Origin of the sequence: Paenarthrobacter sp. NCHU4564, from assembly GCF_052156435.1 — a bacterium.
In the GTDB taxonomy this organism is placed as follows: Bacteria; Actinomycetota; Actinomycetes; order Actinomycetales; family Micrococcaceae; genus Arthrobacter.
This window is the reverse complement of record NZ_JBQLIS010000023.1, coordinates 21,000-45,570: the sequence shown is the minus strand read 5'-3', so window position 1 is coordinate 45,570 and position 24,571 is coordinate 21,000. Positions and strand designations below refer to the sequence as shown.

The following is a 24,571-nucleotide window of genomic DNA, read 5'->3' as shown; positions in this document are numbered from 1 at the left end:
AAGGGATGGAGGCGGGGTTTTTCTGTCTGGTCCTGCCGGCTATTGCCCGGTTTTCACCCTGATGACAGTCAGCGCCGCGGCATCGATTCTGGCGCGGAAGGCCGGGTCCTTCCCGGCCCTGTCCAGGACCGCCCCGTACATGGCCGGAATGCTGGTGGGATCGGCGCACACCAGCATGGTGCCACCCGCGCCGAAGAAGTTAAGCGCGCGGTCAGCGTCGGTCCACGGCTCCAGTTGCGCGGCACTGCAGACGTCGTCGGACAGAATAATGCCCGTAAAGCCGGCGTCCTGCCGGAGCATGGATTCCATGACGACCGGCGAGAAGGGCGCAATGGCTGCGGGGTCGATCTTGTCGTAATAGGCATTCGAAACCATGACCCAATCCGCCCCGTTCCTGATGGCTGCGTTGAAGGGTTCCAGCGCAGGATCGTTGCGGGTGGTGGCAGTGTCCCGGACATCCCTGCTGACGTCCGTGTTGGGGACTACCTTGCCAAGCCCCGGGTAGTGTTTGACCACCGGATCCACGCCGGCGTCCTGCATTCCCTGGGCAAAGGCGTTGCCCAGGGAAGAGACCTGGGCCGGGGTGTAGCCATATTCGCGCTGGAACCGGCCGATGGGTGCATTCGAGGGTGCAAAGTCGGGACTGGGCACCGTATCCAGGACGGGTGCAAGGTTGACGTTGATTCCGGCAGACACGAGCTCCTTGCCCCATAGTTCGGCATTCGCCCTGAGCTTGGCAGGACCGGCCTGGGCCTGCTCCACGGCCGTAGGGATGGTTGAAAACCCGGGACCCGACAGGACCTGCACATAGCCACCCTCCTGGTCGGTGGCCACGAAGAGCGGAAGTCCGCCGGTGGTCTCCGGCGAGACCGTAGCGGTCAGGGAGGCAACAACGTCGGCGGTAGCTGCCGCCCCGGCCTTGCTTCGACCGCTGAGGTACACGTTGCCCGCGTGATAGCTCTTCAACGCCTCCAGGGTGCCAGGCTCGGCGCCGGTGGCCTTCGCTGCGACCATGAAGAGTTGCCCCACACGTTGTTCGAGGCTGAGCCTGGCCAACTGTTCCTCCGCCGGCGTCGCGGCAGCAGGCGGGACCGTGGAGGCCGCTGGCGGAGATCCTGTCCCGGCTTGCGGGGTGGCCGGGGGCGGGGGCGTAACGGTGGCGGCCGTCGGCGTTGACGTGGCGTTTCCGGAGGGCGTCGGACCCGGTGCGCCAGTGCCGCCGGAACAACCCCCGACCATCAGGACAAGGGCTCCGGCGGCCACCAACTTCAGACGGGAGAATGCTGCTGGCTGGGACGTGCGCATGGCAAACCGTGAATTCGTTGGGGGTGGGTTTCCATGTACGAGCCTACCCAAGAATCCGGTCGTATTCCTCTCCGGGGTAACTCACGAGCCTGCCGCTGCCGGACGAATCATGCGCTTGCAGCTGCTGCCGCCTTCGCTGCGGCCGGCAAGGCATCGATAATGCGGCCCATGGCAGCGTCATCATGTGCTGCCGAGAGGAACCACGCTTCGAACACGGACGGCGGAAGGTAGACGCCGGAGTCGAGCATTGAGTGGAAGAACGGGGCGTACCGGAAGGCTTCCTGTCCTTGGGCGTCCGCATAGTTGTTGACGCCGTTGGCCGACGTGCCGAACGCCATTGAGAACAGGTTGCCTGCCCGCTGGATGGAGTGGTCCACTCCTTCTGCGTCCAGGGCTGCGGACAGCGCGGAGGAGAGCTCCAGTGAACGCGCGTCCACGTGGGCGTAGACCTCCGGCGTGGCGTGCGTCAGCGTGGCCACACCTGCTGCCATGGCCACCGGGTTTCCGGACAGCGTCCCCGCCTGGTAGACGGGTCCCACCGGAGCAAGGTAATCCATGACATCCGCCCGGCCACCCAGTGCCGCCGTCGGCATTCCGCCTCCGATGACCTTGCCGAAGGTGAGCAGGTCCGGCACCCACCCCTCGTGCTGCCCGGTGAGGCCCCAGTAGCCGGCGTAGCCGGTGCGGAACCCGGTCAGGACTTCGTCCACGATCAACAAGGAGCCGTGCTCTTTGGTGATCCGGGACAACCCGGCGTTGAAGCCATCCTTGGGGGTCACCACGCCCATGTTGGCAGGGGCTGCCTCCGTGATCACTGCTGCGATGTTGCTGCCGTGGGCTGCGAAGGCTTCCTCGACGGCAGCGAGGTCGTTGTAGGGAAGAACCAGGGTTTCCGCAGCGGTGGCTTCAGTGACGCCCGCCGATCCTGGAAGGGCCAGCGTTGCCACGCCGGACCCGGCAGATGCCAGCAGTCCGTCCAGGTGTCCGTGGTAGCAGCCCGCAAACTTGATGATGAGGTTGCGTCCTGTGAAGCCGCGGGCGAGGCGTACGGCGGTCATGGTTGCTTCCGTGCCCGTGGACACCATGCGGAGGCGCTCCACGGCTGAAACCCGCCCCTTGACGATCGCGGCAAGGTTGGCTTCGTCCGGAGTGGAAGCACCGAAGGACAGGCCGCGGTCCACTGCGGCGTGGACTGCATCCAGTACTGCCGGGTGGGCATGTCCAAGAAGCGCGGGACCCCAGGAGCACACGAGGTCCACGTATTCCCGGCCATCGGCATCGGTGAGGTAGGCCCCCTTGGCCGAGACCATGAACTTGGGGTTTCCGCCCACTGAACCGAAGGCGCGCACCGGGGAGTTCACGCCGCCGGGCATCAGGGACCTGGCGCGGTCGAACAGCTGGTCGGACACAGGGGTGTTTGAAGTCATGGTTCCTATTCTCTCAGTCTTTGGCGGCAGCTTCCGGGGAAGCGCCAGGGGTGCGCAGCGCTTACGGGGCCTCGGCCAGCAGTTGCGCAACCCGGGGTGCCACTTCGGTTCCGTACAGTTCGATGCAACGCATCATGGAGCCGTGCGGCAGGGTTCCATTGCTGTATTTGAGGTCGAAGCGGTCGACGCCGAGGTTGCGTTTGAGCAGCACGATCTTCCGGGCAACCGTTTCCGGAGATCCCACATAGAGCGCGCCTTCGGGGCCGCACATGGCGTCAAACTCGCTCCGGTTGCCCGGCCCCCAGCCACGTTCGGCACCGATCCGGTTACGCTGTTCGAGCCAGTGCGGGAAGAGTTCCTCGCGGGCGGCCTCGTCCGTGTCCGCGATGTACCCCGGCGAATGCGTGGCAATCTGCTGCATGGGATGCCCGTATTTGGCCATGGCGTCCCGGTACAGCTTGACGAGCGGGCCAAAACGCCGGGGTTCGCCACCGATGATCGCGAAAATGATGGGGTAGCCGTACTCCGCGCACCGCAGCACGGACTCGGGCGTTCCGCCCACGCCAATCCAGGCGGGCAGCAGGTGGTGCTGCAGGTGCGGGTACACCTGCAGGCCGTTGATGCCCGGCCGGGTCCGGCCTTCCCAGTGGATGGGCTTCTGGGCGCGTGCCTGGTCGAAGAGTGCGAGCTTCTCCTCGAACAGGACCTCGTAGTCCGCGAGGTCCAGCCCGAACAAGGGAAAGGACTCGATGAACGAACCACGGCCCAGCATGACTTCGGCGCGGCCATTGGCTATGGCATCCACTGTGGCGAACCGCTGGAAGACACGGATGGGATCGTCCGAGCTGAGGACAGTAACGGCAGAGCCCAAGCGGATCCGGGATGTCACCGCCGCGGCGGCCGCCAGGAACACCTCGGGGGCAGACACGGCGAAATCGCGGCGGTGGTGCTCCCCCACGCCGAATGCATGGATTCCGACGGCGTCAGCCAGCTTTGCTTCCTCCAGCAGCTCACGCAGGACCCGGGCATGGTCCTTCGGATTGCCGTCGGCGTCCACGCCGGCATCACCGAACGTGTTGAGTCCAAGCAGGATGCGGTCGCCCGGCACGGGGGCGGTGGGGTCGGCGGGGACGGGGTTCATCAGGACTCCTTCAGCCAGCCTGCCAGCTCGGAGGCCCAGTAGGTGAGGATGTTGTCAGCACCGGCACGCTTGATGCCGAGGACTGACTCGGTGATGGCACCGCGCCGGTCGATCCACCCGTTGGCGGCGGCAGCTTCGATCATGGCGTATTCCCCGGAGATTTGGTAGGCCGAAACCGGCACCGGGCTCATGGCCGCTACGTCCGCAAGAATATCCAGGTAGCTCATGGCAGGTTTGACCATGACCATGTCTGCGCCTTCTTCGAGGTCCAGCTCCACTTCCAGGATGGCTTCCCGGCGATTGGCGGCGTCCATCTGGTAGGTACGGCGGTCGCCTTTGAGCTGGGAGTCAACAGCCTCCCGGAACGGTCCGTAGAACGCCGACGCGTACTTGGCCGCATAGGCCAGGACGGCGGTGTTCTTGTGACCGGCATCCTCCAGCGCCTGCCGGATCACGGCGATCTGGCCATCCATCATTCCCGAGGGTCCGAGCACATGCGCGCCGGCGTCCGCCTGGGCCACAGCCATCCGGGCGTAGATTTCCAGCGTGGCGTCATTGTCCACGTACCCGTCGGCATCAAGCACGCCGCAATGGCCGTGGTCGGTGAACTCGTCCAGGCATACGTCGCTCATGACCACCAGGGCGTCGCCCACCTCGGACCGGACATCGCGGATCGCTTTGTTCAGGACCCCGTCAGGGTCCAGGGAAGCCGTACCGCGGGCGTCCCGGACCTGGGGCACACCGAACAGCATGATGCCGCCGACGCCAAGTTCCACTGCTTCAGCGGCAGCACGTTTGAGGGTGTCGGTGGTGTGCTGCACCACACCCGGCATGGAGGTGATGGGGCTTGGCTCCGTCAGTCCTTCCCGGATGAAGGCCGGAAGGATCAGGTCGGCCGGGACAAGGCGGTTCTCTGCGGTGAGCTTGCGCAGGGCCGGTGTGGTGCGAAGGCGGCGGGGCCGGTGGTGTGGAAAGCTCATGCTGGGTTCCCTTCATTGGCTAGAACTGATGCGAGGGCGTCTGCGATGCCCTCTGGAGTCGGCTCCCGGGCGACCGCAGCAACGGCGATCCCCAGTGCGGCGGCTACTTCCGCCGTCGGACGCCCGATCGCTACGAAACGGCAGGTGCCCAATGGCAGCAGGGTCGCAGCTATCCGCCGGGCGGCGCTCGGCGAGGCGGCAACCACGGCATCCAGTGCCTGGTCCGCCAGCGCGGCGCGGACGTCTTCCGGGCTTGGCTCGGTGATGGGCGCGTCAGCGGAACCCACGACGGCGGACCCCGGCGGGGCGTCGACCCGCAGTTCCGGCCGGGCCGGGTAATCGACCGTGTGGTAAGCCGTCACGGCGGTGACGCTTGCGCCAAGGACCGTCAGCCCGTCCCGAAGCGCAGGAGCGGCGATATCAGCCTGGGGCAGGAAGACACGTCCTGCAGGTTGCTCTGCAGCAGCCCACTCTGCCAGGAGTCCTTCTGCGGACTGGGAACCCGACGGAGCCAGTGCGACCGTGAGGCCCAGCGCTTCAAGGGCATGGCGCGATGCCGCACCCACCACGGCGATGCGGGTTCCGGAAGGAACCAACGCGGCGGGCTCAACCCCACGTTCAGCTGCCTTCCCCAGCAGGGCGCGGATGGTGGTGATGCTGGTGATCACCATCCAGTCAAAATCGCCATGGGCCAGCTTGTCCAAGGCCAGGTCGAGGGGTGCTTGGTCCCGGGCGCGCTCAAAGTCGATGAGGGGAAGGATCCAGGGTTCCGCGCCAAGGCCGGCCAGGAGGGAAGCAAGCGGCCTGGCGCGGTCGGCACTCCTGGTAATCAGGATGCGCCGGCCGGCCAGGCCTGCATGCTGCGGCAGATCAGGACGCTGCAAGATCGGCAATCTCCGCCGCACCGGCAGCGAGGAGGAGTTCTGCGACCTCGATGCCCAGCAGGGTGGCGCCTACCTCGGTCAAGCCGTCGGTTGCTTTCTTTTCCCGGACTGTTTTTGTGCCGTCAACTGCGCACACCACGGCTTCGAGATGGAGCATGCTTCCCTTGCGGTAGGCGTAGGCGCCTACGGGGGCAGCGCAGCCGGCTTCCAGCCTTGCCAGAACTGCCCGCTCGGCGGTGACCGCAAGCCGGGTGTCGTCGTCGTTGAGTGCGGCCAAGGCCTGCGCCAGCACGATGTTGCCGCCGTCGGCCGAGTCCTCGCGCTGCGGGGCATCGGCGGTACGGCATTCAATGGCCAGCGCACCCTGTCCGGGAGCCGGCAACATTACCGAGGTGTCGAAGAATTCCGTGACGGTGTCCAGGCGGTCCATGCGTTCCAGCCCTGCGGCGGCGAGCACCACGGCGTCGAGGTCGTTGGACTTGCCTTCCAGGACATCGGCCACGGTGTTGCCAGGCAGGCCCGGGACCCTGTTGAGGCGGGTGTCCACGTTTCCGCGGATATCCAGAACTTCAATGTCCGGACGCGCTGCACGCAGCTGGGCCGCGCGTCGGGGCGAGCCTGTGCCTACCTTTGCGCCACCGGGCAGTTCGGCCAACGTCAGCCCGTCACGCGCGCAAAGGACGTCCCGCACATCCACGCGCTGAGGCGTGGCGGCGATGCTCAGGCCAAGGGCAGGCCCGGTGGGCAGGTCCTTGAGGGAATGCACGGCGACGTCGCAGTTTTCCACGAGCAGCGCATCCCGCAGCGCAGCCACGAAGACTCCGGTGCCACCCATCTGGGACAGCGATCCCGTCTTCACATCGCCCTCGGTGCGGATGTGGACCAGTTCCACGGGGAAGCCACCCACAGCGGCCAACCGGTCGGCTGTCTGCTGGGTCTGGGTCAGCGCGAGCTTGCTGGCCCGCGTGCCGATCCTTACGGTCACTTGGTGGCCTCCGCGGCAGGGTAGGGGTCGTGCGAGGTTCCGGTGGTGGAACCAACCTCCGAAATGACGGGCTTGGCCCCACGGAAGTTTTCGCAGCAGTTGGGCCGGCAGACGTCGTACCAGGGCCCCAGTCCCGTCACGTGCGGGCGGTCGGCGATGTTGTTCTCCACCGTGCGTTCGCAGATCAGGTCCACCAGGCCGGACACAAAGGCAGCGTGGGTTCCCGGCGTGGGAACGCGGGTGGCCTCGATGCCGAGGTTGCTGCAGGTTTCCAGGGCTTCGGTGTCCAGGTCCCAGGCAACTTCCATGTGGTCGCTGACAAAGCCGAGCGGCACGATGACGACGCCTTTGACGCCGGTGGGGGCGATCTCCTCGAGGTGGTCGTTGATGTCTGGCTCAAGCCACGGAATGTGCGGTGCGCCCGAGCGCGACTGGTACACAAGGTCCCAGGCCACGTTCGGTGCCACGGCATCCATGATGGCCTGGGCGTTGGCAAGGTGCTGGGCCGCGTAGGCGGAGCCCTCGGCAAAGTCCCGCGGTTCGTCGTCGGACCTGCCGGCAGCTTCGGCATCCCGCGTGGGGATGGAGTGGGTGGCAAAAAGCACGCGGATGACCGAATCCGGATCGGCTTCCCCGGCAGCGGCGAGCTTGGTGCGGATCTCTTCCAGGCCCGCAGCCGTGCCCTCAAGGAACGGCTGCACCACGCCGGGGTGGTCGAAGTACTGGCGGATCTTGTCCACCTGGAGCTTGCCGTCGAGGCCCGTTTCCGTCAGCGCGACGCCGATGTCCTCGCGGTATTGGCGGCAGCTGGAGTAACAGGAGTAGATGCTGGTGGTGAGCATCAGGATCCGGCGGTGGCCGGCGTCGTAAGCATCCTGCAGGACCGGAGCGATATAGGGGTCCCAGTTCCGGTTTCCCCACAGCACCGGCAGCCCGATGCCGCGCTTGGCGAGTTCGGCCTCGATGGCGGCCTTGAGCTCGCGGTTTTGCTGGTTGATGGGGCTGATGCCGCCGAACGCCCGGTAGTGGTGGGAGACCTCTTCGAGCCGCTCGTCCGGGATTCCACGGCCGCGGGTGACGTTGCGCAGGAAGGGGATGACGTCTTCCTGGCCCTCGGGACCGCCGAAGGAGGCCAGGAGGACGGCGTCATAGTTCTGCGGCTCCTGGCGCCCACGCTCCGTCACGGCGTTGGGCTCGGTGGAGACAAGGAGTTCGCTCATGCCAGGACCTCGGCGATCTCGGCGGCCGAGATGCGGCGGCCGGTGTAGAAGGGAATTTCTTCACGGACGTGGTGGCGGGCCTCGGTGGCACGGAGGTGGCGCATCAGGTCAACGAGGTCCACCAGCTCAGGTGCTTCAAGGCCAAGGATCCATTCCCAGTCACCCAGGGCGAAGGATGAGACGGTGTTGGAGATGACCTGGGGAAATTCACGGCCCAGGAGCCCGTGGTCCCGCAGCATCTTGCCGCGTTCCTCGGACGGCAGGAGGTACCACTCGTAGGAGCGGACGAACGGGTAGACGCAAAGCCAGGTGCTGGGTTCCACACCGCGTGCGTAGGCGGGGACGTGGCTCTTGGCGAATTCGGCCTCGCGGTGCACACCCATGGCGGACCATACGATCCCAGTGCCCGCAAAAAGTGCGCTGCGGCGGATGTCCCGCACTGCGGACTGCAGGTCTTCCGGCTTGGCGCCGTGGAGCCACACCATGACGTCGGCGTCCGAGCGCATGGCCGAGACGTCGTAGCTGCCCCGGAGGATCACGCCGTTCGCAGCGAGCTTCCCGACCAGGGTCTCGAATTCCTCGACAGCGTCGTCGCTGCGCAGGACGTCGGCCGAGCGCTTGAAGACCGTCCACAGCGTGTAGAACTGTTCCTCGGTTCCAGCAGTTTTAGTGACAGATTCGGCAGAAGTGTGGCTCATGGTTCAAGTTTGCCCCGTGCCGGCCCCTAAGTCGAAACGGAATAGTTCTACAGCACGTAGAAGTGATGCAAATCACACTCTGGAGGGTTTCGGGTCCACCGTGTCCGCCAGCTGGGCCTGGGTGTCGGACACCACGGCGGCCAGGCCGTTGCCTGCCAACCACCCGCCGACCACGGTCAAGCCGTTGGCTGCAGCGCACACTCTCCGCACCTCGGCAACCCGCTGTTTGTGACCGACGGCGGCAAAAGGCAACGCTCCATCCCACCGCACCACGTCCCAGTCCAGGACGTCGGCACCGGTGACCGGCACCGTCAGCAGGGCCGAGGCATCGGCAAGGGCCGCTGCCAGGAGTTCGTCGTCGGACAGGACCAGGTCCACCGCTTCTCCCCCGGCTTCTTCCCGCCGCCCGTATGAAAGCCGCAGCACGTGCGTTCCCGGACCGGCCTCTTCTGCCAACCAGTCCCACTTGGCGGTGGCATGGGTCAAAGCCTTCGCAGTGATTCCCGGCGTTTGGGGCGCTACCAGGATTCCGGTACCGCGCGGGCGGCCGTCGAGTTGGGGAAGGTCCACCACGATCGTGACCAGGCTGACCAGCGGCCCTGCCGCCGGGCGCAAGCCGGTCAGTTCCGGCAGGGCCTTCCCAAGAAGCCCGACGGCGGCGGGACCGTCGAGCGCCACGACGAGCCTGCCGGCGTCGTACGTGGATTCACCCGCGGTGACCCGCCAGCCCGTGGCTGTTTTGGCAATGCCGTCCACGCGCCGTCCGCTCAACAGCGACACGCCCCGGTCCCGCGCATCTTTGACGAGCGCCTCCACCAAGGTATTCATGCCGCCTTTCAAGCCGGCGACGGCGGAACCGGCCTTGGCGGGTGCCGGCCCCGACGCGGACGCAGCTTTGCGTTGCGCCGCCACGGCCGCCGCCAGGGAGCCGTGGACGCGAAGGCCCGTGCGCAGGCCCGGCGCCACCATGTCGACATCCAGCAAGGCGGGATCGGCGGAGTGGACACCACCAACAACCGGAGCCACCAGTCGTTCGAGGACCCTCCGGCCCATACGCTGCCGGACCAGGGAAGCAACGCTGGTCACATCTTGTGAACTGCCAACGGACGCCGGAAGCCACCGGTCCAGGGAGGCCCGGAAGGCCCCGGCCCAGCCAAGGGACCTCCGCACTTCCGGATCCCAGGGATTCGCCGGGATACCCAGCACCCCCGTCTTGGGGAGTTCGCGGGGTCCATCGGGCAATTGCACCCACGCGCCGCCAGGATGCGGAGCGACGATGTTGTCCTGCAGCCCCAGTGCGGCGGCCAGATCCGCAACCGCAGACGAGCGCGTCGCAAAAGACTCCGCCCCGCTGTCCAGGGCCAGGCCGGCCACCTCGTGCCGGCCGACACATCCGCCCCACGCCTCCGTCGCTTCGAGGACCGTCACGGCATGTCCGGCCAGCGCTAGCTCCCGGGCAGCCACCAGGCCGGAGACTCCACCGCCTACCACGATGGCAGCAGGACGGGAAGGTGCGTGTCCCCCGCGCATCAGTCCTACTTGGCCGGGATGGAGTGGATGAGTTCCACCACGCGGGTCAGCACGGTGGGGTCGGTCTCCGGCGGTACGCCGTGTCCCAGGTTCAGGACATGGCCGGGCGCCTCGGAACCGGCCGCGATCACCTCGCGGACGTGGGCCTCCAGCACCTCCCACGGAGCGGACAAAAGGGCGGGATCGATGTTGCCCTGCAAGGGAACCGCGCCACCCAGGCGGCGGTTCGCCTCATCGAGCGGAAGCCGGTAGTCCACGCCCACGACGTCCACGCCGACATCGCGCATGGCTACCAGGAGCTCGGAGGTTCCCGTACCGAAGTGCACCAAGGGTGCACCCAGCCCGCGGACGTGTTCCAGGGCCCGCGCCGAAGCCGGGGCCACATACTTGGTGTAGTCTCCAAGGCCCAGCGAACCGGCCCAGGAATCGAAGAGCTGTCCGGCGGAGGCACCCGCTTCCAGCTGTGCCTGCAGGAACAAACCCGATGCGTCCGCAGCCCAGGCGGCCAGCGCTGCCCAGGTTTCCGGATCGGCGTGCATCATGGTCCGCGGTCCCAGGTGGTCGCGTGAAGGCCGGCCCTCCACCATGTAGGCAGCCAGCGTGAAGGGAGCACCGGCAAATCCGATCAGCGGCGTCTTGCCCAGCTGGGCAACAGTCAGTCGGACAGCCTCCCGGATAGGTTCAAGCGCTTCCCAGGTCAGCTGCGGAAGAGCCGCAACGTCCTCTGCAGTACGCACCGGCTTGTCCAGGACCGGTCCCACGCCCGGCACGATGTCCACTCCCACGCCTGCCAGCTTCAGCGGAATGACAATGTCCGAGAAGAAGATTGCGGCATCGACGTCGTGCCGACGGACCGGCTGCAGGGTGATTTCCGCCGCGAGTTCCGGTCGCAGGCAGGAGTCAAGCATGGCGACACCCTCGCGGACCTTGAGGTATTCGGGCAGGGAGCGGCCTGCCTGGCGCATGAACCACACCGGCCTGCGGGAGGGCGTACCACCGCGGTAGGCGGTGATCAGCGGAGAGTCCGAAGTACGGCCGTCCACCAGCGGATGGTCGGCGCCGAGGATCCCCGCCGGGGCATTGATGGCCGTATTGTTGGAAGCTGCCGCGCTTGAAGTCATGCCTTCGATTGTGCCGAAAATCCGGGCCAAAAGATAACGACAGGCTGTCATGTACAGACCCGTCGGGCACCGGAGTGGCGCGGATCACCCTGCCCGGTGTCGATTCCCACTGCCGGGCATTGTTCTACCGAGCTACGAAAAAGCTATGATGGGGTTGCTGTGGTTCTTTTCTCATTGGTGGCTACACACGCCGACATCGATCTCGAAACCGTCGCTCAACTGAGCAACGGTTCTTCCGGGCTTGCCACTTCGGCCCTGTCCGGGTCTCCGGTGGTCTCCGGAACGGTGGTCCTGGCCACCTGCAACCGCTACGAAATCTATGGCGAAACGGCCAATGGCGCGGACCTTGAAGCCGCGCGCTCGGCCCTCGTTTCCCAGATCAGCGAGCTCAGCGGACTCAACGAGCAACTCGTCTCCCGCTCCTTCAGCACCAACACGGGGCCAGACGTCACCCGCCACCTCTTCGCCGTGAGTGCCGGCCTTGATTCGGCTGTGGTGGGAGAGCGTGAAATCGCCGGCCAGGTACGCCGTGCCCTGATCACCGCGCAGCAGGAGGGTACCGCCAGCTCCGGGCTGGTGCGGCTCTTCCAAGCGGCATCCAAGACCGCCAAGGACGTCGGGGCGCAGACTGCCCTGGGCTCACGCGGCCTGTCCATCGTGTCCGTGGCCCTGGACCTCGCAACGGATTTGTCGGACTCCGCGGATTGGTCCACCAAGAAAGTGGTCGTCTTCGGTACGGGCGCCTACGCCGGCGCCACCATGTCCCTGCTGCGTGAACGCGGCTGTACGGACATCTCGGTCTACTCCTCCTCCGGCCGCGCCGAAGGCTTCGTGGCCACCCGCGGCGGCACGGCCCTGGATGCCGACACCCTGCCCGTTGCCGTGGCTGCGGCAGATGTCATGATCGGCTGCAGCGGATCCGATACCCGCGTCGAAGCGGCAGACCTGGAGCGGGTCCGCGCCAACTCCGGCAAGCCGTTGATCGCGATCGACCTCGCCCTCACCCACGACTTCGACCCCGCCGTGGGGGAACTGGACGGAGTTGAACTGCTCACCCTGGAATCCGTGCGCCTCGCGGCGCCCCAGGAGCAGGCCGAGTCCCTGTCCCAGGCGAGCACGATCGTCAACACCGCCGCCCAGGCTTTCGAATCGGAGCGTGAATCGCGCTCGGTGGATTCGGCGATCGTGGCCCTGCGCCGCCACACCATGAACGTACTGGATTCCGAGATGGAAAAAGTGCGCGCCCGCCACGGCTGCACGGCTGCTGCCGAAGAAGTGGAGTTCGCCCTCCGCCGCATGGTCAAGCAGCTCCTCCATGTTCCCACCGTCCGGGCCAGGGAGCTTGCCGCCAAGGGCCAGCAGGACGACTATGTGGCAGCCCTCGAGGCACTCTACGGCATCCAGGTCGAGCAGCCCCAGGTTGCCGCGCCTGCCGCCGAATGCCCGGTAGACCACGAACAGCTGCGCTCCGAAAGCGCCTGAGAATCAGCGCCGGGCGCTGGATCGCTGCGCCTTGCTGCTGCGCGTTGCTACTGCGTTGCTGCTGCGCCTGGCTGCCTGGTACACCGGCGGTGCCTAGTAGACCGGCTTGTACGGCTCCACGTCGCGCACCCAGGCGAGGATACCGCCGTCGAGATGGCTGACCCTGGTGTAGCCCGCCGTCCTGGCGGCCTCCAGCACGGCAGCCGAACGCGTGCCCGCCTTGCAGTGGAAGACGATGTCCCGGTCCTGCGGCAGATCCACCCACGCTTCGCCCGCGAGGATCCTGCCCTGCGGGATGAGCACGGAACCTTCGATCTTGACGATGCTGTGTTCCCCCGACTCCCGGACATCCACGAGGTCGAAGTCCCGCTCCCCCTCAGCACGCTCCTTCAGCATCCGTGACAGCTCCTCCGGGGAGACGGTGTGCTCCCGGTCCGTTTCTGCTGCGGGAGTGATGCCACAGAAAGCCTCATAGTCGGTCAGTTCGGTGATGGGCGCGGCTTCAGGGTCCTTGGAAACCTTGATTTCGCGCCAGCTTCCACCTAGGGCATCAAAGAGCGCCACGCGCCCCAGCAAGGAACGTCCGACGCCGGTGATCAGCTTGACCGCTTCGGTCACCATGAGGGACCCCACGGCCGCGCACAGCATGCCGAACACTCCCCCTTCCCCGCAGGACGGCACTGAGCCGGCGGGCGGCGCCTCGGGATAGAGGTCGCGGTAGGTGGGGCCGTGCTCCGCCCAGAAGACACTGACCTGGCCGTCAAACCGGAAGATGGAACCCCATACGTAGGGCTTGCCCAGGATGGCAGCGGCGTCATTGACCAGATACCGCGTGGCGAAGTTGTCCGCGCCGTCCAGGATGAGGTCGTACTGGGCAAAAAGGTCCAGGGCGTTGGACGCGTCAAGCCTGAGATCGTGCAGAACCACGGTGACCAGGGGGTTCAGCTCCGCGATCGCGTTCCGTGCTGACTCAATTTTGGGCGAACCCACATCCTTGACCCCGTGGATCACCTGGCGCTGGAGGTTGCTCAAATCCACGACGTCGTCGTCCACGATCCCGAGGGTCCCCACGCCGGCTGCAGCCAGGTACAGCAGTGCCGGTGAACCCAGGCCGCCTGCCCCTATGACGAGGACTTTCGCATTCTTAAGCCTCCGTTGGCCCAGCGCGCCGATTTCCGGAATGATGAGATGCCGGGAGTAACGCTCCACCTCGGCCGGCGTCAGAGCGTCGGCCGGTTCAACAAGGGGCGGCAGGACGGCGGGCGCGGTGCGGGCAGCAGGAATTGAGGCCATACCCCAATGTATGCCTGCCGATGCCGCCCGGTCATATTACCCACGGGTACAGTGGTCATAACTGCAAGGGAAAGGCGGCAGACTGTGGCTGACGGCACACGGGCAAGCGACGGATCACCGGCTAAGCAGGAACGGAGCGGCACCACGCGTTCAGCGAGGTTGCCGCGGGATGAACGCCGCGCGCAGCTGCTCAATGCTGCCTTGGAAGTGTTCGTTTCCAATGGGTTCCATGGTGCTGCCATGGATGAAATCGCCGAGACCGCCCACGTGAGCAAGCCCGTCCTGTACCAACACTTTCCCTCCAAGCGCGAGCTTTACATGGCACTCCTGGACAGCCACCTGGCCGCGTTGACGGAACTGATGCTCACCGCCTTGAACTCCACCACTGACAACAAGGAACGCGTCAAGGCCGTGATGCGTGCGTACTACAAGTTCATCGCCGACGACGACCAGGCGCACCGCCTGGTGTTCGAATCGGACCTCATCAACGATCCCGACGTAAGTTCCCGGCTGGAAACGTTCAACAAGACCTTTGCCGACGCCGTGGCCCGCGTGATCGCGGAAGACACCAAACTGCCCCCTCTGGAGGCCCAGCTCCTGGGCCGGGGCCTGGCGGGAATGGCGCAGGTCAGCGCGCGTTACTGGCTGGAAACGGACGGGAACCTCGACCTCGATGTCGCCAGCGATCTGATCTATCGTTTAGCTTGGCGCGGAATCAGTCGATTCCCCAAAGAGTCCTAAGCTACAAATAGAGGACTGACTAAACTCTTGACTGGCTTGGAGGCCTTGCTGTGGAAGTAAAAATCGGCATTCAGAATGTTGGCCGCGAAATCGTGCTCGAATCCGCCCTCGATGCCGAGGCCGTCGCCAAGATCGTAGGGGAAGCTATCTCCAAGGGGTCTGACCTGCGTCTCACGGACGAGAAAGGCCGCCAGGTGATCGTTCCGGGCAGCGTCCTGGGATATGTGGAGATCGGCGCCGAGGAAGTCCGCCGCGTGGGCTTTGGCGCCCTCTAGAGCCACCGTTTCATAGCCAGCCGCAAGGAGAACCGATGCTGTCACTCGTCGTCGTGGTGCTTGCCACCGTTGCCACCGGCTTTATTGTGTGGGCCAATGACAAGCGCCACAGCAAGTACGGCATCGCGGTGCCGGCGGGCGTCGCTGCGGCTGCAGGTACGGTTGCCTGGATCATCTTCATCGCGTTCGGCCTGGGCTACCAGCCCGGCCTGACGTGGATCCCGTGGGTCCTCCCGATTGTGCTGGGCACGGCGGCAGCTGCGGGCGTAGCGGTCTTCCTGGGCCGGCAGCGCACAGCGCACGACACTGCGGCCCTGACCAAGGCCCTCCGGCTCTAGGTTCCGGCAACGGCTGTGGCCACCACCCCTCGGGTGGTGGCCACAGCCGTTTAAGTCCCCGCCGCTGCAGGGAAGGCAGCGCCGGTCACAGGAACTCGGCACGGCCTTCCATGGCAGAGGACGCCAAAGCGTGCTCGCGCCGCGGTATCCGGCCGGCACGCCGGGCGAGCCGGCCGGCCGCAACCGCATGTTTAAACGCCTCGCCCATCTGCGCAGGGTTTTGGGCCCTGGTCACCGCGGTAGCCAGCAGGACGGCGTCGCAGCCGAGTTCCATGGCCAGCGCCGCATCCGATGCCGTGCCAATGCCCGCATCCAGCACCACGGGAACGGAGGCACGGGACACGATCAGTTCGATGTTGTGCGGATTCAGGATGCCCAGGCCTGTCCCAATGGGCGATCCCAGAGGCATGACGGCCGTGGCTCCGAGGTTCTCCAGGCGCAGGGCAAGGACAGGATCATCGTTGGTATAGGCGAACACCTTAAAACCCCGGTTCACCAGTTGCTCCGTGGCATCCACCAGCTCCACTGCGTCCGGGAGGAGAGTGTGCTCGTCAGCGATGACCTCCAGCTTGACCCAATCGGTTTCCAGGGCTTCACGGGCCAGTTCGGCCGTCATCACCGCGTCTTTGGCAGTGAAGCATCCGGCCGTGTTGGGCAGTACGCGGATGCCGTTGTCCACCAGGAGCTGGAAAAGCGAGCCCGTCTCTGCCGGCGAGTACCGGCGCATGGCCACGGTGGTGAGTTCGGTGCCCGAGGCCAGGAGCGCCGCACCAAGTCCGTCCAGGCTCGGCGCCCCTCCGGTTCCCATGATGAGGCGGGACGAGAATCCGACTCCGTCTATGACCAGGGCGTCGTCGGTCCCGGTCTGCCGCGTGTTGCCTGTGCTGGTGATGGTCATCCTCTCAGCCTCCCTGGACCGCAGTAACGAGTTCGAGTTCATCGCCGTCGGCCAGGGCCGTCGCGGCCCATTGGCTCCGCGGGACTACTTCGGAGTTGCGGGCGACGGCGACACCCAGCTTGCCGCCGTCGGCCGCCTGACCGCGGTGGTCCAGGGCGCGGCCGGTGACGTCGCTGACGAGGGTGCTGACGGATGCGTCGTCCGGCACTGAACGGGCAGTGCCATTGAGTTTGATGTTCATGCGGGTTCCTTGATCGACGTGCGTGGTCCGGGAGGAAGTTCATGCTGTTCAGTTGGCGCAAAGCGGTCCGGTGCGAACCGCGACCAGCGCGGGTCGCCGGAGCCGCCCAGCAGCCCGCCCACGATCTTTGCCGCGACCGGGGTGAGGAGGACGCCGTGGCGGAAGAAGCCGGTGGCGATGACCAGTCCGCGAACCTCCCCGGTGCTGCCGGTCACCCGTCCCAGCAAGGGTGCGTTGTCCGGTGTGCCTGGCCGTGCACGTGCCGTGGCCTCGAGCAGCTCGAGTTCGGCGACGGCGGGCACCAGGACCTGGGCATCGCGAAGGAGCTGGTAGACACCTCCGGCTGAGACTGCGTTGGACGTGGCAGAAAGGTTGTCTTCGCGCTGGGTTGCCCCGATGACCACAGTCCCGTCGTCACGCGGGACGATGTAGACCGGGACCCCGCGCACCATTCCCCGGACCGTGGCTGTCACGAGCGGGCGCAGGTGCTCCGGCACGCGAAGCCGAAGGATATCCCCGTAGACGGGACGAACGGGAAGGGACAGCCCATCAGGGAGTCCGTCGAGCCTGCCGGCGCCGAGTCCGTTGGCCACCACCGTCTCCGCAGCCCGGACTTTGATGCCGGACTCCAGCCCCACACCCAGCACCCGGTCCTCCTCGCGGAGCAACCGGGTTGCGGACTCCGTCACCAGGAAACCGTCGGCGGCCCCGGCGACCCAGGTCTGGTCTTCCGGAGAATGGGAGGCCAGGACCGACATCAGGCCGGCGGCCAGCCTCCGCGGGTCCACCTGGTGGTCGGCGGGGATATCGAAGGCACAGGAAATTTGCGGGCTCAGAAGCGGTTCGCGCTCCCGCGCTTCCCGCAGGGCCAGCGGCGCCACGGCCAATCCGGCCGCAAGCTGGGCGGACCGCAGATCGGTCAAGGCACGGCGGTCGGCAGCGTCGGCACCCACGCCAAGTGTCGGCGTCGTGCAGTAACCGATGGCTGCTCCACGTCCGGCGAGGTCCGCCGCGAAAGCCGGCCACAACCGGGCTGATTCCAGCATGAGTTCCAGGAGGTCTTCCTCCTGGTAGTGGAGTTCGCTGACGGGGGCGAGCATGCCTGCTGCTGCGAAAGTGGCCCCCGTGGCAGGTGCGGGATCGACCACCACCACCGAACGGCCGGCCGCCCGGGCCTCGTGCGCGATGCCCAATCCGATGATCCCGCCACCGATGACGATCACATCTGCTTCAAGGTCCGGTGCTGTTTCCGGAACGGGCCGGGGTACGACCATGTTTTTCCCTTCCCTACGCCGGTATTACCCGGATCAGGTCAAGCGGTCGGCGCTGAAGCCCTCTCAGCCGGGCAGTCATATGACGCTGCCACGGCTCCCGCAGTACGAGCCCAGTTTAGAGGAACTACTCTGGTTTCCATGACCCAGCCCAACGCCATTGCTTCTGCCCGCCTCTACCTGTGCACCGACGCACGCCAGGAGAAGGAGGACTTTGCGGACTTTGTGGACGCCGCCTTCGCCGGTGGCGTGGACATCATCCAACTCCGGGACAAGTCCCTGGAGGCCGGCCGGGAGCTGGAGCTCCTGGAGGTCCTCGGCAAGGCCGCTGCACGCCACGGAAAGTTGTGGGCGGTCAACGACCGGGCCGATGTTGCCAGTGTTTCCGGGGCTCCGGTCTTCCACATCGGCCAGAAGGACCTTCCGCTTCCGGCCGCCCGGCAGCTCCTGCCCGGTGCTGCGATCGGCCTCTCCACCCACACTCCGGAACAGGCCGATGCCGCCATCGCGGCGTCGCAGGTGCCGGGCGGGCTGGACTATTTCTGTGTCGGACCCGTATGGGCCACTCCCACAAAACCCGGTCGCGCGGCCGTTGGACTGGAGCTGGTCACATTTGCCGCAGAAGCAGTGGAACGGGCCCGCGGGAACGACGCCGCTGGCGCTGATCTGCCTTGGTTCGCCATCGGCGGGATCGACCTCGGCAACGTCGAGGACGTAGTGGCCGCAGGTGCCGCAAGGATCGTGGTGGTTCGCGCCATCACGGAGGCGGACGATCCGACGGCGGCGGCAAGGTCGCTGCTCGAGGCCCTCGACGCCGGCCGCTGACGGTCAGGGGGCCAGCCCCAGGCCCGACATCCTCTGTCCGTGCCCCGCTGCCAGGTCCGCAGTCAAGCGGCCCACCGCTTCCCGCGCCTCCCCGCCGGCCTTGAGCACGGGGCCCAGCCAGGGATGTTCCAGTCCCACCCGCTGTGCCTGCGTCAGCGCTTCCCCCACGAGCCTCCGTGCCCACAGCGCGAGTCGTGACGAGAGCCTGGGGTCGTCGGCGAGCGCCTTCCGCAGCAGGATGCGGAGGGCCTCCGTGGCATGGTCGGCAGAAGCGACCTGGTGCACGACCACCTGTGTTCGGGCGTCGAGGAATCCTGCGACGGTACGGTAGAAGTCAGCCGAGACCGTATCGATGACGTAGGCCTTCATGACCGACTCGTACCAGTCGCCCGGCCGGGTGCGCTCATGGAAGTGGTCAAAGGACTGTTGGAATGGCAGCATGGCATCCTCGGGATCAACGCCCAACCCGGCGAGGTGGTCGCTGATCATGGCGAAGTTTCCGTAGGCTCCCACGGCAATCTTGCCCAGCATGGCCCGGTCCCGAAGGGTGGGAGCATGCCGGGAGTCCGCGGACAGCCTCCCGAAGGCCGACAACTCCCCGTAGGCCATGGCCCCAAGGAGCTCGATCGCCAGGGTGCCAACTGGAGCATTGCTGTCCTGGGAAGTGCCCATGCTTCAAGACTATCGGCGGTTTTCGGGCTAATGTGACTTTCGTGTCACATCATCGGATAGCTCCCAACGTCGACGACTCCACGGACCAGCTTGCCGATGCCCTGGCTGCCTTGAGGACGGAGCTGGATCTTCCCCGGGAGTACCCGGCACCGGCTGTGGAGGAGGCCAGACGCGCGGTGGAAGAGCACCGCTTGCCGGACCACGACCTGCGGCACGTTCCGTTCGTGACCATCGATCCTGCCAGCTCCACGGACCTTGACCAGGCCCTCTTCATCGAGCGCGACGGCGACGGCTACAAGGTCCTGTATGCCATAGCCGATGTGCCGTCCTTTGTTGCCCCTGGCGGTGCGTTGGACGCGGAGACCCGGCAGCGCGGCCAGACGTTCTATGCGCCCGATGGCCGGATCCCGCTGCACCCGGAGGTGATCAGCGAGAACGCCGGCAGCCTCCTGGCGGACCAAGACTGTGGTGCTTTCGTCTGGGACTTCACGCTGGACCCGAACGGTGAGGTTGCTGGCACGTCCGTGTCACGGGCCGCCGTCCGCAGCCGCGCCAAGTTGAGCTACAAGGGCGCCCAGGAGCAGCTCGACGCCGGCACGGCGCCTGAGGTGCTTCGGCTCCTGAAGGAAGTGGGACTCAAGCGCGTCGAGCTGGAACGCCGGCGTGGCGGCGCCAGCCTCAACATGCCCGAGCAGGAGATTGTCCAGGCAACAGGCGGAGGTGGCTACCGGATTGCAGCCGCACCTTCGCTGCCGGTGGAAGACTGGAACGCCCAGATCTCTTTGATGACTGGCATGGCGGCAGCGCAGTTGATGCTGGAGGGCAAGGTAGGCATCCTGCGGACCATGCCCGCCCCGGATGAGCGCTCACTGCTGCACTTCAAGCGCCAGACGCAGGCCTTGGGAAAGCCGTGGGACGGCGGCATTACCTATGGTGAATACCTCCGCACGCTGGACGCGTCCGATCCGCGCCAGCTGGCAATCCTGCACTCGGCGGGCACGCTGTTCCGCGGCGCCGGCTACACGCCCTTCGACGGCGATGTCCCTGACGACGTCGTCCAGGCGGCCATCGGTGCGCCGTACGCGCATACGACTGCCCCGCTGCGCCGCCTGATAGACCGCTTTGTGCTGGTGATCTGCGAGGCCCTCAGCAACGGCCACGACATCCCGGACTGGGCACGCGAGGCGTTGCCTACCTTGCCGGAGATCATGGCAGCCTCAGACCAGCTCGCTGGACGGTTGGAGCGCCTGGCCCTGGACACGGTGGAAGCGGCCCTGGTGGCCGACCGGATCGGGGACGAATTCGACGCCGTGGTGATCTCGGGGTCAAAGCCGTCCAACGGGAACGGCAACAACGGGAACGGCAACGGTCCTTTCGGCACCATCCAGATCGCGGAACCTGCCGTGACGGCAAAGTGCGACGGCGAACTTGAGTCGGGCACCAAGGTCCGGGTCCGGCTGGTGAAGGCAGACATCGCGGCACGGGAAATCCGTTTCGAACTCCTGCCCTGAGGCTGTTCCGCGGCGGGAATACGCTTATGATCCGGGGTTTGGGGTCCGCAGAGGATAGACTGGGCCTGTAGTAATGGATGCCCGGTCGTTGATTCAGTCCTTTTCTTGAAATCAACAAGCCCGCCCCTACGCGATCTTGAGATGTACCAACTGGTCCCCAGTGCCAGTACTTAGATAGCCCGCGATCGGCTTCCACTGGAATTGCTTGTGCGCCCGTCCGTGCTCCGGTACGGCTTTGCGGCCGCCGTTGAGCGTGCAGCGCCAATGCCCAAATGAATAAGGAAACTCCCTGTGAGTGAATTGCACACCCATGAAGTCCTGACGGACGCCACCGGCACCGAGTCGATCGAGCCCGAGGAAACCATCACCTCGGACGAAGCTCCCCACGAGCTCGAAGAAAAGTCGTTCGCGGACTACAACGTCCGCGCCGACATCGTCGAGTCCCTGGCCGACGCCGGCATCACCCATCCCTTCCCCATCCAGGCCATGACCCTGCCCGTTGCACTCAGCGGACACGACATCATCGGCCAGGCAAAAACCGGAACGGGCAAGACCCTCGGCTTCGGCATTCCCGCGCTGCAGCGGGTCCTGGGACGCGACGACGCCGGTTATGACAAGCTCGCCGTGCCGGGAGCGCCACAGGCCCTGGTGATCGTTCCGACACGCGAATTGGCCGTGCAGGTAGCCAACGACCTCCAGACAGCGTCCCGCAAGCGCAACGCCCGCATCGCCACGATCTACGGTGGCAGGGCCTACGAGCCCCAGATCGAGGCCTTGCAGAAGGGCGTCGAGGTGGTCGTGGGCACGCCCGGCCGTTTGATCGACCTTTACAAGCAGCGCCATCTCAGCCTCAAGAACGTCAAGATCGTGGTCCTCGACGAAGCCGACGAAATGCTGGACCTGGGCTTCCTTCCCGATGTTGAAACCCTCATCGCCGGAACGCCCGCAGTGCGCCAGACGCTGCTGTTCTCCGCCACCATGCCCGGGCCCGTGATTGCCATGGCCCGCCGTTACATGACCCAGCCCACCCACATCCGGGCCGCTGATCCCAACGACGAAGGCATGACCAAGCGCGACATCCGCCAGCTTATCTACCGCGCGCACAGCCTTGACAAGACCGAGGTCGTGGCCCGCATCCTGCAGGCTAAGGGGCGCGGCCGGACCGTTATCTTCACCAAGACCAAGCGCACTGCCGCGAAGGTCGCCGAGGAACTGGTGGATCGCGGCTTCGCTGCTGCCGCCATCCACGGAGACCTGGGGCAGGGCGCCCGCGAGCAAGCACTGCGCGCGTTCCGGAACAACAAGGTGGACGTGCTGGTGGCTACCGACGTCGCAGCCCGCGGCATCGACGTCGAGGACGTCACCCACGTCATCAACTACCAGTGCGTGGAGGACGAGAAGATCTACCTCCACCGCGTAGGCCGCACCGGCCGCGCAGGCAACAAGGGAACTGCCGTCACGTTCGTGGACTGGGATGACGTGCCCCGCTGGGCACTGATCAACAAGGCCCTTGGACTCAACGTTCCGGAGCCGGTGGAAACCTACTCGTCCTCGCCGCACCTGTACACGGACCTCGACATTCCCGAAGGCACCAAGGGACGCCTGCCGCGCAGCCGGCGCACCCTGGCCGGCGTTGACGCCGAAGTCCTCGAGGACCTCGGCGAGACCGGCAAGAAGAACTCGCGTTCCGGTGGTTCGGGCCGCGGCGGAACCCGGGGCCGCAGCCATAGCCGGTCTGACGAAAACCGCAGCGAAACCCAGGGCGAGGGCGGTCGCAACCGCACGCGCCGCCGTCGTACGTCCGATGCCGAAGCAGCCCCTGCTGCCGGTCCTTCCGAGGCATCGGCTGCCGCTGCGGAAACCAAGCCCGCCCGCACGCGCCGTCCCCGCACCCGCCGCCGCAACGGCGAGGTTGTCTCCGGCGAGCAGAAGAGCACGGCGTCCGGCAACGGCGAGGCCTAAAGCCTTCAATGACTGACACTGTTTGGGCGCCGGACGGCGGCAACCTGGTGGTACACGCAGACAACGCGGACTTCCTTCCCACGCTGCCGGACGGCGCCTTCACACTCATCTACGTGGACCCTCCCTTCAACACAGGAAGGGTCCAGCGCCGCCAGGAGACGCGCATGGTCCGTAACGCGGACGGCGACGGCGACAGGGTCGGCTTCAAGGGCCGCTCCTACGACACCATCAAGGGCGCACTCCACAGCTACGATGACGCTTTCAGCGACTACTGGTCCTTTTTGGAGCCGAAGCTCGTAGAGGCCTGGCGCCTGCTGTCCGAAGACGGCACCCTGTACCTGCACCTGGACTACCGGGAAGTCCACTATGCCAAAGTGATGCTGGATGCGATCTTCGGCCGCGAGTGCTTCCTGAATGAAATCATCTGGGCCTACGATTACGGGGCGCGGGCAAAAAACCGTTGGCCCACCAAGCACGACAACATCCTGGTGTACGTCAAGAACCCGGCCAAGTACCACTTCGACAACTCCGAAGTCGACCGTGAACCCTACATGGCACCGGGACTGGTGACGCCTGCCAAGCGCGAACTCGGCAAGCTTCCCACCGACGTATGGTGGCACACCATCGTCTCCCCTACCGGGCGTGAAAAAACCGGCTACCCCACCCAGAAGCCCGAAGGCCTCGTCCGGCGGATCGTCTCGGCCTCAAGCCGCAAGGGCGACTGGTGCCTGGACTTCTTCGCGGGCTCCGGAACCCTGGGGGCTGTCGCTGCGAAACTGGGCAGGAACTTCGTCTGCGTCGATCAGAACGAGCAGGCGATCGACGTCATGCGCAAGCGGCTGGGAAGCAAGGCCCTGTTCCACTCCCCGTCCGCAACAGCCCAGGACCAGTTGGGCGCTACTTCCTAGCGGACCACCCGGCTGCCGGTGGCCAACTCCTCGATGCGGGCGAGCGCGTCCGGCGAGGTCAGGTTCTCCCCCAACAGGTTCGGTTTGCCCGCCCCGTGGTAGTCCGACGAACCGGTGACCAGGAGGTCGTGCTCGGCGGCCAGCTTCCGGAGGAACAGCCGGCCTTCCTCCGGATTGTCCCGGTGCTCGATCTCCAGGCCCATGAGCCCGGCATCGATCATCTCTCTGTACGTCTTCTCCCCCACGATGCGTCCCCGGGACGAAGCCACCGGATGGGCGAAGACCGGAACTCCGCCTGCGGCGCGGACAAGCCCGACGGCGAGGGCCGGGTCAGGAGCGTAATGCTGTACGAAGTACCGCGAGTGGGACGTGAGGATCGTGGCAAAGGCTTCCGAACGGTCGGAGACCACGCCTGCGGCGACCAAGGCGTCGGCGATGTGCGGGCGCCCCACAGTGGCACCCGGGGCAACGTGGTGGATTACGTCATCCCACGTGAGCGGATAGTCTTCCGACAGCAGGGTGACCATCCGCTCTGCGCGCGTCAGCCGTGCGTCCTTTGATTTGGTGATTTCTTCCAGCAGTCCGGGGTGGTCGGGATCGTGCAGGTAGCTGAGCAGATGGACGCTGATTCCCTGTTCCGTGCGGCAGGAAATCTCCATTCCGGGGACGAACACCACTCCGTGCCTGCCCGCCGCCGCGGCTGCTTCGTTCCACCCGTCCGTGGAGTCGTGGTCGGTCAAGGCCACCACGTCAAGGCCGGCGGAGGCCGCCGAGGCGATGACACCGGCCGGGGCTTCGGTTCCGTCGGAAACATTGGAGTGCGCATGCAGGTCAATCCTCACTTCCCCAGCCTAGGGGATGCG

Annotated in this window: 24 protein-coding genes and 1 riboswitch; of the genes, 8 read left to right on the top strand and 16 right to left on the bottom strand. The window is 66.1% G+C overall.

The annotated features are described in order from the left end of the window. Window positions 1-39: 39 nt before the first annotated feature. The 10 genes from ACSVIE_RS18545 to hemE form a co-directional block, all read right to left on the bottom strand. Complete coding sequence (locus ACSVIE_RS18545) at window positions 40-1,305, bottom strand: glycoside hydrolase family 3 N-terminal domain-containing protein (protein ID WP_442424784.1); 1,266 nt, start codon at window positions 1,303-1,305, stop codon at window positions 40-42. A 107-nt stretch (window positions 1,306-1,412) separates the two neighbouring features. Next, complete coding sequence (gene hemL / locus ACSVIE_RS18540) at window positions 1,413-2,732, bottom strand: glutamate-1-semialdehyde 2,1-aminomutase (RefSeq protein ID WP_442424783.1); 1,320 nt, start codon at window positions 2,730-2,732, stop codon at window positions 1,413-1,415. A gap of 61 nt (window positions 2,733-2,793) precedes the next feature. Further along, complete coding sequence (locus ACSVIE_RS18535) at window positions 2,794-3,873, bottom strand: LLM class flavin-dependent oxidoreductase (protein ID WP_442424782.1); 1,080 nt, start codon at window positions 3,871-3,873, stop codon at window positions 2,794-2,796. After that, window positions 3,873-4,853 carry a porphobilinogen synthase gene (gene hemB / locus ACSVIE_RS18530; RefSeq protein WP_442424781.1) on the bottom strand — a complete coding sequence of 327 codons (981 nt, stop codon included), beginning with the start codon at window positions 4,851-4,853 and terminating at the stop codon, window positions 3,873-3,875. The genes ACSVIE_RS18535 and hemB overlap by 1 nt, the downstream gene beginning before the upstream one ends. Then, window positions 4,850-5,737, bottom strand: a complete 888-nt coding sequence (locus tag ACSVIE_RS18525; protein WP_442424780.1) for a uroporphyrinogen-III synthase — start codon at window positions 5,735-5,737, stop codon at window positions 4,850-4,852. The genes hemB and ACSVIE_RS18525 overlap by 4 nt, the downstream gene beginning before the upstream one ends. Then, complete coding sequence (gene hemC / locus ACSVIE_RS18520; RefSeq protein ID WP_442424779.1) at window positions 5,724-6,722, bottom strand: hydroxymethylbilane synthase; 999 nt, start codon at window positions 6,720-6,722, stop codon at window positions 5,724-5,726. The genes ACSVIE_RS18525 and hemC overlap by 14 nt, the downstream gene beginning before the upstream one ends. Continuing rightward, complete coding sequence (locus ACSVIE_RS18515) at window positions 6,719-7,942, bottom strand: ferrochelatase (RefSeq protein ID WP_442424778.1); 1,224 nt, start codon at window positions 7,940-7,942, stop codon at window positions 6,719-6,721. The genes hemC and ACSVIE_RS18515 overlap by 4 nt, the downstream gene beginning before the upstream one ends. Next, window positions 7,939-8,640 (bottom strand): hydrogen peroxide-dependent heme synthase, encoded by a 702-nt coding sequence (gene hemQ, locus ACSVIE_RS18510; RefSeq protein WP_426003405.1) that lies wholly within the window; start codon window positions 8,638-8,640, stop codon window positions 7,939-7,941. The genes ACSVIE_RS18515 and hemQ overlap by 4 nt, the downstream gene beginning before the upstream one ends. Before the next feature lie 72 nt (window positions 8,641-8,712). After that, window positions 8,713-10,170 (bottom strand): protoporphyrinogen oxidase, encoded by a 1,458-nt coding sequence (gene hemG, locus ACSVIE_RS18505; protein ID WP_442424777.1) that lies wholly within the window; start codon window positions 10,168-10,170, stop codon window positions 8,713-8,715. A 5-nt stretch (window positions 10,171-10,175) separates the two neighbouring features. Further along, on the bottom strand, window positions 10,176-11,291 hold the full coding sequence (hemE, locus tag ACSVIE_RS18500) for a uroporphyrinogen decarboxylase (protein WP_426003409.1): 1,116 nt from the start codon (window positions 11,289-11,291) through the stop codon (window positions 10,176-10,178). 159 nt (window positions 11,292-11,450) lie between these two features. On the opposite strand from hemE, the gene ACSVIE_RS18495 reads away from it, so the two are divergent. After that, a complete protein-coding gene (locus ACSVIE_RS18495) occupies window positions 11,451-12,773 on the top strand; it encodes a glutamyl-tRNA reductase (RefSeq protein ID WP_426003410.1) in 1,323 nt (440 codons plus the stop codon). A 93-nt stretch (window positions 12,774-12,866) separates the two neighbouring features. On the opposite strand, the gene moeB is transcribed toward ACSVIE_RS18495, so the two are convergent. Then, window positions 12,867-14,066, bottom strand: a complete 1,200-nt coding sequence (moeB, locus tag ACSVIE_RS18490) for a molybdopterin-synthase adenylyltransferase MoeB (RefSeq protein WP_442424776.1) — start codon at window positions 14,064-14,066, stop codon at window positions 12,867-12,869. 6 nt (window positions 14,067-14,072) lie between these two features. Between moeB and ACSVIE_RS18485 the strand changes: the two genes are divergently transcribed. Genes ACSVIE_RS18485 through ACSVIE_RS18475 form a run of 3 tightly spaced genes read left to right on the top strand, consistent with a single transcriptional unit; the run spans window position 14,073 to window position 15,420 of the window. Next, the gene (locus tag ACSVIE_RS18485) at window positions 14,073-14,807 is read left to right on the top strand and encodes a TetR/AcrR family transcriptional regulator (protein ID WP_426003413.1); all 735 of its coding nucleotides are present in this window, start codon (window positions 14,073-14,075) and stop codon (window positions 14,805-14,807) included. A 50-nt stretch (window positions 14,808-14,857) separates the two neighbouring features. Then, on the top strand, window positions 14,858-15,082 hold the full coding sequence (locus ACSVIE_RS18480; protein ID WP_426003415.1) for a DUF3107 domain-containing protein: 225 nt from the start codon (window positions 14,858-14,860) through the stop codon (window positions 15,080-15,082). A 35-nt stretch (window positions 15,083-15,117) separates the two neighbouring features. Then, window positions 15,118-15,420 (top strand): hypothetical protein, encoded by a 303-nt coding sequence (locus ACSVIE_RS18475; RefSeq protein WP_426003416.1) that lies wholly within the window; start codon window positions 15,118-15,120, stop codon window positions 15,418-15,420. Between the two features lie 85 nt (window positions 15,421-15,505). On the opposite strand, the gene ACSVIE_RS18470 is transcribed toward ACSVIE_RS18475, so the two are convergent. From ACSVIE_RS18470 to thiO, 3 genes are all read right to left on the bottom strand, one after another. Further along, entirely contained in the window at window positions 15,506-16,318 is an 813-nt protein-coding gene (locus ACSVIE_RS18470) for a thiazole synthase (RefSeq protein ID WP_426003417.1), read from the bottom strand. A gap of 4 nt (window positions 16,319-16,322) precedes the next feature. Next, a complete protein-coding gene (gene thiS / locus ACSVIE_RS18465) occupies window positions 16,323-16,559 on the bottom strand; it encodes a sulfur carrier protein ThiS (protein WP_426003419.1) in 237 nt (78 codons plus the stop codon). Beyond that, window positions 16,556-17,833, bottom strand: a complete 1,278-nt coding sequence (gene thiO / locus ACSVIE_RS18460) for a glycine oxidase ThiO (RefSeq protein WP_442424775.1) — start codon at window positions 17,831-17,833, stop codon at window positions 16,556-16,558. The genes thiS and thiO overlap by 4 nt, the downstream gene beginning before the upstream one ends. After that, a riboswitch (TPP riboswitch) is annotated at window positions 17,827-17,944 on the bottom strand. It overlaps the preceding gene by 7 nt. A gap of 27 nt (window positions 17,945-17,971) precedes the next feature. Here thiO and thiE point away from each other — a divergent pair. Beyond that, window positions 17,972-18,655: a thiamine phosphate synthase gene (gene thiE, locus ACSVIE_RS18455; protein ID WP_442424774.1), complete on the top strand. Its 684-nt coding sequence runs from the start codon at window positions 17,972-17,974 to the stop codon at window positions 18,653-18,655. A gap of 3 nt (window positions 18,656-18,658) precedes the next feature. Here thiE and ACSVIE_RS18450 read toward each other — a convergent pair whose 3' ends face one another. Continuing rightward, a complete protein-coding gene (locus tag ACSVIE_RS18450; RefSeq protein WP_442424773.1) occupies window positions 18,659-19,327 on the bottom strand; it encodes a ferritin-like fold-containing protein in 669 nt (222 codons plus the stop codon). A gap of 41 nt (window positions 19,328-19,368) precedes the next feature. On the opposite strand from ACSVIE_RS18450, the gene ACSVIE_RS18445 reads away from it, so the two are divergent. The 3 genes from ACSVIE_RS18445 (at window position 19,369) to ACSVIE_RS18435 (ending at window position 23,708) form a co-directional block, all read left to right on the top strand. Then, window positions 19,369-20,838, top strand: a complete 1,470-nt coding sequence (locus ACSVIE_RS18445) for an RNB domain-containing ribonuclease (RefSeq protein WP_442424772.1) — start codon at window positions 19,369-19,371, stop codon at window positions 20,836-20,838. 291 nt (window positions 20,839-21,129) lie between these two features. Further along, window positions 21,130-22,800 (top strand): DEAD/DEAH box helicase, encoded by a 1,671-nt coding sequence (locus ACSVIE_RS18440; RefSeq protein ID WP_442424771.1) that lies wholly within the window; start codon window positions 21,130-21,132, stop codon window positions 22,798-22,800. An 8-nt stretch (window positions 22,801-22,808) separates the two neighbouring features. Further along, entirely contained in the window at window positions 22,809-23,708 is a 900-nt protein-coding gene (locus ACSVIE_RS18435; RefSeq protein ID WP_426003430.1) for a DNA-methyltransferase, read from the top strand. On the opposite strand, the gene ACSVIE_RS18430 is transcribed toward ACSVIE_RS18435, so the two are convergent. Beyond that, window positions 23,705-24,550: a PHP domain-containing protein gene (locus tag ACSVIE_RS18430; protein WP_442424770.1), complete on the bottom strand. Its 846-nt coding sequence runs from the start codon at window positions 24,548-24,550 to the stop codon at window positions 23,705-23,707. The two genes, ACSVIE_RS18435 and ACSVIE_RS18430, sit on opposite strands and share 4 nt — an antisense overlap. Between the last annotated feature and the right edge of the window lie 21 nt (window positions 24,551-24,571).

Bases quoted from the DNA above. Each gene is read 5' to 3' on its own strand.
- ACSVIE_RS18545 (WP_442424784.1), bottom strand. From the start codon at position 1,305: ATGCGCACGTCCCAGCCAGCAGCATTCTCCCGTCTGAAGTTGGTGGCC.
- hemL (WP_442424783.1), bottom strand. From the start codon at position 2,732: ATGACTTCAAACACCCCTGTGTCCGACCAGCTGTTCGACCGCGCCAGG.
- ACSVIE_RS18535 (WP_442424782.1), bottom strand. From the start codon at position 3,873: ATGAACCCCGTCCCCGCCGACCCCACCGCCCCCGTGCCGGGCGACCGC.
- hemB (WP_442424781.1), bottom strand. From the start codon at position 4,853: ATGAGCTTTCCACACCACCGGCCCCGCCGCCTTCGCACCACACCGGCC.
- ACSVIE_RS18515 (WP_442424778.1), bottom strand. From the start codon at position 7,942: ATGAGCGAACTCCTTGTCTCCACCGAGCCCAACGCCGTGACGGAGCGT.
- hemQ (WP_426003405.1), bottom strand. From the start codon at position 8,640: ATGAGCCACACTTCTGCCGAATCTGTCACTAAAACTGCTGGAACCGAG.
- hemG (WP_442424777.1), bottom strand. From the start codon at position 10,170: ATGCGCGGGGGACACGCACCTTCCCGTCCTGCTGCCATCGTGGTAGGC.
- hemE (WP_426003409.1), bottom strand. From the start codon at position 11,291: ATGACTTCAAGCGCGGCAGCTTCCAACAATACGGCCATCAATGCCCCG.
- moeB (WP_442424776.1), bottom strand. From the start codon at position 14,066: ATGGCCTCAATTCCTGCTGCCCGCACCGCGCCCGCCGTCCTGCCGCCC.
- ACSVIE_RS18485 (WP_426003413.1), top strand. From the start codon at position 14,073: ATGTATGCCTGCCGATGCCGCCCGGTCATATTACCCACGGGTACAGTG.
- ACSVIE_RS18475 (WP_426003416.1), top strand. From the start codon at position 15,118: ATGCTGTCACTCGTCGTCGTGGTGCTTGCCACCGTTGCCACCGGCTTT.
- ACSVIE_RS18470 (WP_426003417.1), bottom strand. From the start codon at position 16,318: ATGACCATCACCAGCACAGGCAACACGCGGCAGACCGGGACCGACGAC.
- thiS (WP_426003419.1), bottom strand. From the start codon at position 16,559: ATGAACATCAAACTCAATGGCACTGCCCGTTCAGTGCCGGACGACGCA.
- thiO (WP_442424775.1), bottom strand. From the start codon at position 17,833: ATGGTCGTACCCCGGCCCGTTCCGGAAACAGCACCGGACCTTGAAGCA.
- thiE (WP_442424774.1), top strand. From the start codon at position 17,972: ATGACCCAGCCCAACGCCATTGCTTCTGCCCGCCTCTACCTGTGCACC.
- ACSVIE_RS18450 (WP_442424773.1), bottom strand. From the start codon at position 19,327: ATGGGCACTTCCCAGGACAGCAATGCTCCAGTTGGCACCCTGGCGATC.
- ACSVIE_RS18435 (WP_426003430.1), top strand. From the start codon at position 22,809: ATGACTGACACTGTTTGGGCGCCGGACGGCGGCAACCTGGTGGTACAC.